Genomic DNA, 6,820 nt, shown 5'->3' on the forward strand with positions numbered 1-6,820 from the left:
GGAAGCGCGGCGAGCGTCGCCTCGACGCGCGCCTTCAGCGCCGCCGCGCCGTCGGCTTCGGCGACCTCGATCGGCCGCAGCATGGCCGCAAGATCGCTCGCCATGCCAGCCGCCAAGGCTTCGGCGCCGGGCGCCAGGAACGTTTCCGCGTCGATGCGGCGCGCGCCTGACACGGTCGCGCTGAAAGCCGGATCGGCGAGCCCGACGCTTCTGAGCTCACGCTCCATCGACGGCGCGGACCGGCCCGGTGTCGCCGCCTGCGCCGAGGCCTCCTGCAGCAGGGTCAGCCGGATTTTCAGGCGATCGTTGGCGGCAAGTCCCGCTTCGATCAGGCTCGGCAGAAGAACCGCGCCCTCGCCCAGCCGCTCGACGATTTCGACCTTTGCCACCATTTCCTGCCCCTCACGCCGACTCGCGCCGGCCGTTCTTGTCTTCGCGCCGCCAGTAGGGCGCAGTCGTGGCGAAGTCTCGCCAAGCCTTTCTCAGCGCGACCAGATCGCCCTCGCTCTCCCGCGCGCACCACCCGGCGATGACGCCCGCCGCGTAGGCGGCTTGTCCATGTTTCGCGGGTCCGAGCGCCTTGACAAGGCGGAGCGCGATCGCCGCGTCGTTCAGATCGCCGAGCAGGTCCTGCAACGCGGCGGCCTTCTCAATGTAGCGTTTGGCGGCCGACTTCGGGTGAAAGAGGCCGCCGAAGAACTCGGTGGCGTAGCGCATGTGTTTCATGGCGATGCGTAGCGCATGACGCGCCTCCGGGGTCAGCGACCGGAAATGGCGTCCGCGCCGCCGGACCCTGCGGTCGAGCGCCTCGAGCCATTGCGCGGCGAAGACGTCGACCGGCTGGTCGAGCGCGGCGAGCGTCTCCTCGCTGGCCCCATTTCGCCAGCCGCGCGCGGCCGCGAGCCGCTCGAGTCCGAGCGCAAAGCGCGCGACCGCCTTGCCGCCTGCCGCCTGCTTCACGGCCGCATGGCCAGCGGCGCCCTTCGCCTCGGCCGCGGCGAGGACGACGTCGAAGCCGGGGTCCTGAGCGAACCGCTTGAGCGCGCCGTCGCTGAGCCGTTCGACGAACACGTCCCAGTCGCGTGCCTCGCCGAGCACGGCGGCGATCCGCGCCGATTCCGCCCGCAGCGCCTCAAATTCTGCGCAGGGGAAAGCCCGGCCGAAGAGGCCCAGCGCCGACCGCAGCCGGCGCATGGCGACCCGCATCTGGTGCACCGCCTCGACCGCGTCGCCCGCTTCCAGCGCCGACAGGTTGCCGAGGAAGTGCGCGAGGCAATTGCGCATGACGGCGGCGATCGTTTTGTCGAGAGGCGTATCCGGGCGAAGCGTTGGGTCCTCCGCATACGCGGGCTCGGGCGGCTCTGCCGACATCAGCGCGTGGGCGCGCTCGGCCTTGCTCTGGAGTCCAAGCCGCACCGGAAAGGCCTCAACCAGCGCGAGCCCGAGGTCGAACAGGGCGGCCGGCGGCCCGGACTTCAGTTCGAGCTCGATCTCCGCCGTCGGCGCCCGCCGCTCGCCGGCGAACAAAAACCCCTCGTCGAAGGCGACCTCGATCGCCGCCCCGTTCGTTTCGATGGTCCGGGCGGCGCGGCGGATGTCGGAGCCAAACCGCGGCGCGAGCGACTTGTCGCCCGTGATGTCCGTAATCTCGCGCGCGGTCGCCTTGTCGAACAGCGAAAGGTCCAAATCGCCGGATGGCGAAGCGACTTCCGTCTCCTCGCGCTCGAAGGCGCCCCGGTCTTCTGCGGCGGCGCGTTTGAGGCCCATGACCCAGCCGTCTCTCGAGCGGCGTACGCGGAGCGCGACGCGGGCGCGGGAGAGGTCGCCCTCGTCGGTGTCGAAATACACCGTCTTCAGCTTTCGCCATGCGGGAGGCCCCGCCTCGCCCCCGAGCGGCGGCGACGCCAAAGCCGCCCTCAAAGTCTTGCGATCGGCGACGAATTTGAGCTCGCGCTCTGCGCCAGCCTCCGCCCCCCCTTCCCCGCCGCATTGCGAGTGCGTTTCACGCGTCATGAAAAATCCTTGGCCGACCGCCCGCCGTCTCCGAAGCAGCTATCCTAGGCGATCGCCCCGACGCGCGCTTGACCCAAATCAATGCGCCCACGCGAGGGCGCTCCGGCGGCGGGCGGCGACGCAGAGGTCAGGCGCTCACGATCGCGCCCAAGATGTACTTCTCGATGTCCCACACCGGCATCCGGGTGAGATCCTTGTTGATTTCGATAACCACCTTCGCCCTCACGTCGGGGGCGAGCGCGCCGCGCACGTCCGCGAGCGTTCGCGGCGGGGCGGCGATCGCCAGGGCCGGCGCCTTGCGCTCGCGCGCCAGCCGCTCCAGCGCCTTGGAGACGCGCTCGGCGAACCGATGCTCCTCGATGTCGTGCCAGTCCGTCGGCTCCATGGCGCTCCTGCGTGCGCCGGCAGCGCTGGCGAAGGCGCGGCCGGGACGATCCGTGCCCTGATCATGGGTCGGCGGATTGTCGTCCACGAACGTCTGCTCGATGACGAAATGGGCGAATTTCTCGTCGCCGGCGTTCCGGAGGAACAGCGCTTTGCGGCCGTCGCCGACAAAGACAAATGCGTCGTGAGGAATGATCGGTCTCCGCATTGTCGTCTCCTACGCTTCGAGGAGCGCCCGCGGTCCCTGGCCGCGGCGGCGCCCCCTAAAAGGAATGATTCGAACGGCTGTCGTTCCCGCTGAAGACGGGCGCGACAGCCTCACGCCGACCGGCGGCGCCCGGTAAAACGGACTGTGCTCGCCTGGGGACCCTTGACGCCCTCCTCTTCCACGAAACGGACCTCGTCGCCGACCTTCAGCCGGTCGAACGCCCCGTCCAGCACCGCGTTGCGATGCACGTAGACCTCGCGCCCGTCGGCCGTCTCGATGAACCCATAATCGGCGCCGGCGATCACTTTCGTCACGCGTCCGCGGTCCTCCGGCGCGTGAACCTTCACCTCGCCGCGCAACTCGCGCTCTGCGTCCTCGATCTGGCGCCTGGCCGCGTCAAAGGCCTGGCGGACCGCCGCAAGGGCGTGCTCATGCTCGGGCGCGTCCCCGTGCCGCCGGTCGACGATCACGTCCTTGCGGCTCGGCATGGCGATGCGCAGCTCGACCTGGAACAGGCCGCCGTTGCGGCGCCGGCCCTCCGGTCCCGTGACGACGACGTGACAGCTCGTGATGTCCGGGCCGAATTTTTCCAACCGCCGCGTCTGCGCGGCGATTTCCGTCCGCACCTCATCCGACGGCTGATAATGCCGAAAGGCGATCTCGACTGGGGTTTGCATGAGGACCCTCCGATCCGGCGCGGCTCCGACGGAAGCCGGTTGAGGCCTCCGCTGACCGAACGATAATCATAACCTGTTCCTGCAGCGCGTGTTTGCGGGGGATCAAAAGCGGCCCTCGGCCCGCACAGGAAACTGGCGTTCGGCCGACCGGGGACGAGCGGTCTCAACTTCGCCGCGCTCCGCCGCCACATTGCCGGCCCGCTCTGGCGCGGGACGGGGACCGGCCCTACATGAGCGGGACGCGCCAATCGGAGGAAGCCCGATGACCGAATCAGCCGCATTGTGGGACCTGTTGAGCCAAACGGCCGAGCCATCGGCGGCCGAGGGCCTGAAGACGGCCGTCGCCTCCGCGCCCGACCGGTCGCTCAACCGCATCAATCCGCTGGTCTTCGCCGCCACCCACGGCCTCGGCGAGGAGGCGACGATCGGCGCGCTGGTGCATGCCGCGCGGCTTGGCCTGTTCGACATGTCATGGAACGTGCTTTGCCCGGGATGCGGCGGCGTCCTGGAGACCGCCGGGGCGCTGAAAACGATCAACCGGCACGAGTACTTCTGCTCGCTTTGCGCCGAAGGCCACGAGCCGACGCTCGACAATCTGATCGAGGTCACGTTCACGGTCAACCCACGCATCCGGCGCATCGGCGCCCACGATCCCGACTCCCTGTCCCACGCGGAATACATGCGCCAGATCTTCTGGGGTTCGGGCGCCGACCTGCCGGAGGACATCGAGAGCGCGGTCGGCCGCGTCACGCTCGATCAGATGGAGCTGGGTCCCGGGGAAAGGGCGTCCATGTCGCTCGTCCTGCCGAAGGGATTCATCATCGCCTTCGACCCGGTGACTCACGCTTCGGTGTTCCTGGACGTATCGGGTGACGAAACGCAGGAACGGCGTACGCTCTCGCTGATTTTCGCAGAATCGCACGCCCACAGCGGCACGGTGACGCTGGCGCCGGGGCCGGTGCGGATCACGTTCGAGAACAAGGCGGCCCGCCGCACCCTCCCCGCGCTCTGGGTGCACGGGAAGGAACTGAACGAGCTCTCCGTGAACCGGCAGCCGTTCCTGACGGCGACGCGGCTCCTCAGCAATCAGGTTTTCCGCGACCTCTATCGCAGCGGCACGTTCGATCCCGAGCAGCGGTTCAAGATCACCAGCCTCACGATTCTGTTCACCGACCTCCGGGGCTCGACCGCGCTCTACGACCGGGTCGGCGACCTTGCGGCCTTCGATCTGGTGCGCAGCCATTTCGGCGAACTGATCGCCGCCGTTTCGGCCGAAGGCGGCGCCGTGGTGAAGACGATCGGGGACGCGGTGATGGCGACTTTCCCCACGCCCGACCGGGCGCTCCGTTCCGCCATGCGGATGCGGGAAGCGATGCGAAAGATCAACGCCGAGCGCGGCAGCGAGGACCTCGCGCTCAACATCGGCCTGCACGAGGGGCCGTGCCTTGCGGTGATGCTCGACGACCGACAGGACTACTTCGGGCAGACGGTCAACATTGCGGCCCGGGTGCAGGGCCTCGCCGAGCCCGCAGCGGTGCTCGCAACGAAGCCGATCGTCGAGAGCCCGGAAACAGCGCGTCTCCTGCATGAAACGGGCTATCGCACGACGTCGCGTCATTTGAGTTTGCGCGGCGTCAGCGAGGCGTTCCAGATCTACGAGATCCGGGAGAACGACCGCGCGGCGGCGTGAGGGCTTTCATTTGGATTTCCTCAGGCGTGCGCGGGGCGGCGTCACGGCTCCGCAAATTCTCGCTTTCGGATGTTTGGATTTTCTTGGATTCTCTCGACTGAAACTAGCCTTTTCAATGGCTTACGCGCGACCTTGGGTGAATTTTTTTCGTCATGCGGCCATTTCCTCGCAAGCGGCCGCGTCCCGTCCGCGACGGCGTCGATCCGCTTGCGCTTCGTCTGCGGTTCGAATGAAGGGATCGTAACGGCATTTCCGCTTTTCCGCAATCAAAAGTGGCGCCATCGCGATTCACGTAAGTGGAGAGCGCCGGCTAAGTGGAGAGCGCCGGCGCCCGAGACCCTGGACGGCTCGGCAGCCGGCCCCATGAAGGAAGCGCCGATCCCGCGTTTCGATCATTGGAGGAGATCGCCGTCGGAACCGCTCTCTGCCGCGCTCAGGCGCGCGGATGTAGCCGCCGGACGCGGGACGCGCCGGCCGACGGTTGCCCGCGTGGACGCGATCCTCGATCACAAAGCCTAAACGAATTGCGCGAGATCAATGCAATCCAGATTATTCGGACTATTCTGAAGAGAATTTCGAAAGGATTTTCAAATGCCACAGGATGAAACGAAAGTTCCTGTTACTATAGAAGCCAAGCATTTGGCCCCTGCGAGCGCTATGCACGTTTGGCAACCGCTCGAGCATCTTCGGCGCGAAATTGACCGGGTGTTTGAGGATTTTACGATGAACCCATTGAGGTCGTTCCGTAGGCCGGCCTTCGAGCCGTTCTGGCTCCCTGATTCCTGGATCGGTGCTCCGGCCGTCGATCTGGTTGAGCAGGATAAGGCGTTCGAACTGACTGCCGAGCTGCCGGGGCTCGACGTGAAGAACGTCGAGGTCAAGATCGCGAATGGCGTCCTGACGATCAAGGGCGAGAAGCAAGAGGACGAGGTAGAGAAGAACAAGGACTTCCAATTGAGGGAACGTCGGTTCGGCTCGTTCGAGCGCGCGCTTCGCATCCCGGAGACTGTCGATTCCGACAAGATAGAGGCGAGCTTCAAGAACGGCGTTCTCACGGTGACGCTTCCGAAGACCGCCGAGGCGCAAAAGCCGGTCAAGAAGATCGAAGTGAAAGGCGGTTGAGAAATGGACGGCGGACTCCGGATTTGAACGGGAAGCAGGCGACGTCTACGTAGGAGATATCTCCAGTCGTTGCGGCGGGTCCGCATCGCCCGCCGCGGTGCGACGCGTGATAGTACAGCGCCGGCTGACTTCGGTCCCTGGGCCCAATCATCTGGCTCCGCAGGCAGCGTGGACTTGCGCTCAATCCAGCGCCTCGACGCTGACGAGCCGCGCGGAGCTGCAGGTGTCGCGGATGGACCTTAAGCCCTGATAGGTCGGCCCATGATAGAACGTCTCCCAGGCCGCGACCGACGGAAATTCGAGAAGGACGAGGTTGCGCGGCGCTCACTCGCCCTCGTAGACCTTCAGCGCGCCGTCGCGCGCCAGATATTGCCCCCCCCGCCGCCGTTACGGCATGCCACACCAAGTCTCTGAATTCCTGATTAGCGTATCGGATCGTCGATCTCGACGTCGAAAATCACATAGGCTTTCATAATAGCTCTTCGTCTCGCGCAAACCGCGGGGACCCTCCAGCCGTGCAGCGGGTGGTGCGGCGGTCAAGTCTCAACCTTCACAACATCAGCTTAGCTCGACTTTGCCCATTTTACGCGGCGTAGCAAAGCGTTTCGGTGAGTCTTTGCCAGAGTGTGGCCGGAATTTCCACGCGATCCGGGTCGAGCCGGGATATTGATAAAGTCGGGGGACTCCACAGCAACCGTCGAACGGCGGCGATTGCGTCGCTGAAGG

At 66.2% G+C, this 6,820-nt stretch carries 5 protein-coding genes and 2 pseudogenes; 2 read left to right on the forward strand and 5 right to left on the reverse strand.

The features are described from left to right. The 4 genes and pseudogenes from ACLP25_RS08725 to ACLP25_RS08740 all read right to left on the reverse strand — a co-directional run. Window positions 1–392: pseudogene (locus ACLP25_RS08725) on the reverse strand (hypothetical protein); the annotation flags it as partial. Window positions 393–402: 10 nt separating this feature from the next. Next, window positions 403–2,013, reverse strand: coding sequence for a CYTH and CHAD domain-containing protein (locus ACLP25_RS08730; protein WP_442468812.1), 1,611 nt, complete (start codon window positions 2,011–2,013; stop codon window positions 403–405). Window positions 2,014–2,140: 127 nt separating this feature from the next. Continuing rightward, a complete protein-coding gene (locus ACLP25_RS08735) occupies window positions 2,141–2,605 on the reverse strand; it encodes a baeRF12 domain-containing protein (RefSeq protein WP_442468813.1) in 465 nt (154 codons plus the stop codon). Between the two features lie 110 nt (window positions 2,606–2,715). Continuing rightward, window positions 2,716–3,282: a cold shock domain-containing protein gene (locus ACLP25_RS08740; protein WP_442468814.1), complete on the reverse strand. Its 567-nt coding sequence runs from the start codon at window positions 3,280–3,282 to the stop codon at window positions 2,716–2,718. A gap of 262 nt (window positions 3,283–3,544) precedes the next feature. Between ACLP25_RS08740 and ACLP25_RS08745 the strand changes: the two genes are divergently transcribed. Both ACLP25_RS08745 and ACLP25_RS08750 read left to right on the forward strand, forming a co-directional pair. After that, a complete protein-coding gene (locus tag ACLP25_RS08745; protein ID WP_442468815.1) occupies window positions 3,545–4,972 on the forward strand; it encodes a DUF5939 domain-containing protein in 1,428 nt (475 codons plus the stop codon). Window positions 4,973–5,563: 591 nt separating this feature from the next. Beyond that, window positions 5,564–6,094: an Hsp20/alpha crystallin family protein gene (locus ACLP25_RS08750; protein ID WP_442468816.1), complete on the forward strand. Its 531-nt coding sequence runs from the start codon at window positions 5,564–5,566 to the stop codon at window positions 6,092–6,094. A 180-nt stretch (window positions 6,095–6,274) separates the two neighbouring features. Here the strand turns inward: ACLP25_RS08750 and ACLP25_RS08755 are convergent. Continuing rightward, window positions 6,275–6,355 (reverse strand): annotated as a pseudogene (locus ACLP25_RS08755) (DUF1330 domain-containing protein); the annotation flags it as partial. Window positions 6,356–6,820: the final 465 nt, after the last annotated feature.

Source organism: Roseiarcus sp., from assembly GCF_052145395.1.
Lineage (GTDB): Bacteria > Pseudomonadota > Alphaproteobacteria > Rhizobiales > Beijerinckiaceae > Roseiarcus.